This is a genomic window from Pseudomonas sp. EL_65y_Pfl1_R83 (assembly GCF_963970695.1).
Lineage (GTDB): Bacteria > Pseudomonadota > Gammaproteobacteria > Pseudomonadales > Pseudomonadaceae > Aquipseudomonas > Aquipseudomonas tritici.
The window spans coordinates 1-2691 of record NZ_CAXAQI010000035.1 but is presented as its reverse complement, the minus strand read 5'-3'; the positions used below and the strand labels follow the sequence as shown (position 1 = coordinate 2691).

Sequence of the window (2691 nt, the reverse complement as noted above, 5' to 3'; positions counted from 1 at the left end):
AAGGGCGGGCCTGGTATTTGCAAATCCGACCTGCTGGTGATCAACAAGATCGACCTGGCACCGCTGGTGGGCGCCTCGCTGGAGCTGATGAACAGCGACACCCACATTTTGGGACTCCGGTCATGGATGTTTGTAGCCTTTCCTCTGTAAAGCGGCGGGGTTCGAGTCGATGCAGGATTGGCGCGCGCAGTATCTGGGGCTGACGACGTTTCCGGACACGCTTACTGTCGCTGAGATTGATGAGCTTTTCATGCTGGACGATGATATCGCCCGGATGGTTGGAGCGCGGCGGACACCGCTGACTCGCCTGGGGCTGGTGCTGCAGATCGGCTTTCTGCGCCTCACCGGGCGTTCGCTGAATTCGGTGCAAGTGATCCCGCCAGCTGTGCTGACGCGCGCCGGCCAGGCAGCGGATATTTCGGCTCCGCAATTGGCGTCGATCCGTTCGATCTACCGGCGACGGATGACGCTTTATCATCACCAGCAGGCTGCGATGGCCGCGCTGGCCTTCAGGGATTATAGCGACGCCAGCGAGCGCGCCCTGACCGGCCATTTGCGCCGCATGGCGACCCAGAGCTTCGACAGCGCGGCGCTCACGCGCCAGGCGATGATCTGGCTTTTTGAGCACCATTGGGTGCTGCCGGGCCAAAGCCGGATCGAAGACCGGGTGGCAGCTGCTCAAGCCTATGTCACCAAGTCCATTCGCGCAGAGATGATGCAAACAGTTGGTGGGCAATGCGTGCAGCGTTGGGTCCAGGATTTGTCTGCCGTCCATGACGAGGAAACGGGCGAGACGCTGTTTGAATGGCTGCGCAAGCCCACCACCGGTACATGTAGGCGCTTGCCAACGTAGCGGCATCTGCTCGCAAACGGAGCGGATTTCTGCTCGGATTATCTGACAATGAGCAAAACGATTTGCTCACGCTATCTGCCAATGTGCTCACCAACATCCAGCGCTGCTCGCCATCATAATCACCTGCTCACATTATCTGCCAACGGCATCGCCATGGTGTCAGGGGCCGATATCGCCAAAATAGTCGCCGCGTTGATGAGCGTTCATGGTTGTTCGCCAGACGACGAAACCGGTCCATCCTATAGCCAACGTCAGCATTACAAAGCTCGGTGTGATGCCGATCGACCAGTGGAACCGCCTACTGATTGCCGGAAGGACCATGCCGGCGAGCACAGGCAGCAAGCATGATAAGCGCACAACAGCGCTTTTGCTGGTCCAGTTTCGCCCGATCATGCCCGGCAAGCCCAGATGCCATCGACGATAACGAGAGTGTCGAGATCAGTGACCACGCTGCCTCCCGAACAGGAAATGGTAGGTCAGGGCGAATACCGGCACCATGATCGCCGTCTTGATCGACAGGTTGTGGAGCACCTCGGGCCAGGGATGGACGAAGACGCCTTCGATCAGCGCACCCAGCGCGACGGCGAGGACACCGGTGAGAGCGCCAAAGGCCCAGCCCGGCAACTTCACGACTGGACCTCCCGGGCAGCACGATCGCCGCGCCAGATGCGACGCATGCGGGACAACTCGCTCCACCGTGCGGCCAGGATGGCGACAAGGCCGGCGATGACCATGCCGGACCAAGCATGGTGGTATGCGAGATACAGCGCGACGATCACGCCTGCTGCGGTGATGGTCTTGGCGAACACGGATTTCATCCTTTCGATATGACTGACAGGTTTCGCACGGTTCACACCGGGACGCCGGCCGCGCGTAGTTGTTCGGTGAGTTCCCGGGTGTGTTCGGGATCGGGGTTCCCGTAACATTCCCCCAAAAGTAGCGGTAGTGGGATTGGCGGAAAACAGCCATTTTTGAAGGTTCTATTTTTCTAAGTATTTGAATTCCCAGAGCTGGGAGCTTTTTGGACTTTTCCGGCGCCGTTACGCACCAATTGGTGGTGTTGCTCGATGGTGAAACGCATGACGCCCTTCATATTGATGTGACGGTGCGCGACGGGCGCGATATGCGTCAGATGCTCAGTTGGGTAGAGGGCAGGATTGGCCTCAATTTCGGTCTGCATCGCCGCGGTATTCCAAGCCAGCACGACGTTGGTGAGCAAGGAGATGGCCCCGCTGATGGCGTTTGCATCATCCTCGGCTCGGCCATGCTTGGCCTCGATCCGTCCGGTCAACAATGCGCGCTGCAGGGCATGGAGCGATTCACCCTGGGCAAGCAGCCGATGAACCTCGCGCCGGAATTCTGGGTTGACGAGATAGTCGAGCATGAACACGCTACGCATGACCTTGCCGACCACGGTACCGCATTCATAGACCGGGTTTCCCCGTGCGGCGCTGCCATGCCGCTCGATGATGGTCGCGGCGGAACCATACCCGCTCTGGAGCGAGGCCGCGATATGCTGGAGACCATCCCATCCGCTGCGTGCCGTGCGGCCGAGCGGTACACGCTCGACGATCGGCTCAAGCCGGGCGGGCACAGCAACACCGCGCGGCAGGTAGAGCTTGCGCCCTGAAAAGCCCGCAAGGCGGGGGCATAGGTCAAAGCCCAGAACCTTGGCCAATCCCATTGCGAAATGGGTGAAGCCGTGGGTGTCGACCGCCAGGCGCTGCAGCTCGGCGATCTGCTGCTGCAGCACACCTTCAAGTGCGACCCCGGCCTGGCGCTGGTTGAGCACGATAGCCTGATCGTAGATAATCGGCCACTGATCGAGAATATGCGAA

General features: G+C 60.0%; 4 protein-coding genes and 1 pseudogene. 2 read left to right on the top strand and 3 right to left on the bottom strand.

Going from position 1 to position 2691, the window contains the following annotated elements; all coding sequences use genetic code 11:
• Together AACY08_RS27385 and AACY08_RS27380 are read left to right on the top strand one after the other, a co-directional pair.
• A pseudogene (locus AACY08_RS27385) lies at nt 1-99 on the top strand (urease accessory protein UreG); the annotation flags it as partial.
• Nucleotides 100-169: 70 nt separating this feature from the next.
• On the top strand, nt 170-853 hold the full coding sequence (locus tag AACY08_RS27380) for a DUF4158 domain-containing protein (protein WP_339472244.1): 684 nt from the start codon (nt 170-172) through the stop codon (nt 851-853).
• Nucleotides 854-1291: 438 nt separating this feature from the next.
• Here AACY08_RS27380 and AACY08_RS27375 read toward each other — a convergent pair whose 3' ends face one another.
• The 3 genes from AACY08_RS27375 to AACY08_RS27365 form a co-directional block, all read right to left on the bottom strand.
• Complete coding sequence (locus tag AACY08_RS27375) at nt 1292-1483, bottom strand: hypothetical protein (RefSeq protein ID WP_305738060.1); 192 nt, start codon at nt 1481-1483, stop codon at nt 1292-1294.
• Complete coding sequence (locus AACY08_RS27370; protein WP_143274547.1) at nt 1480-1662, bottom strand: hypothetical protein; 183 nt, start codon at nt 1660-1662, stop codon at nt 1480-1482. Before AACY08_RS27370 ends, AACY08_RS27375 begins: the two co-directional genes overlap by 4 nt.
• Nucleotides 1663-1841: 179 nt before the next feature.
• Nucleotides 1842-2691 (bottom strand): Tn3 family transposase (locus tag AACY08_RS27365; protein WP_339472243.1); only part of this gene is annotated, 850 nt, incomplete at its 5' end.

What these genes read in the sequence shown, in the direction of transcription:
- AACY08_RS27380 (WP_339472244.1), top strand. Translation starts at nt 170, where the DNA reads ATGCAGGATTGGCGCGCGCAGTATCTGGGGCTGACGACGTTTCCGGAC.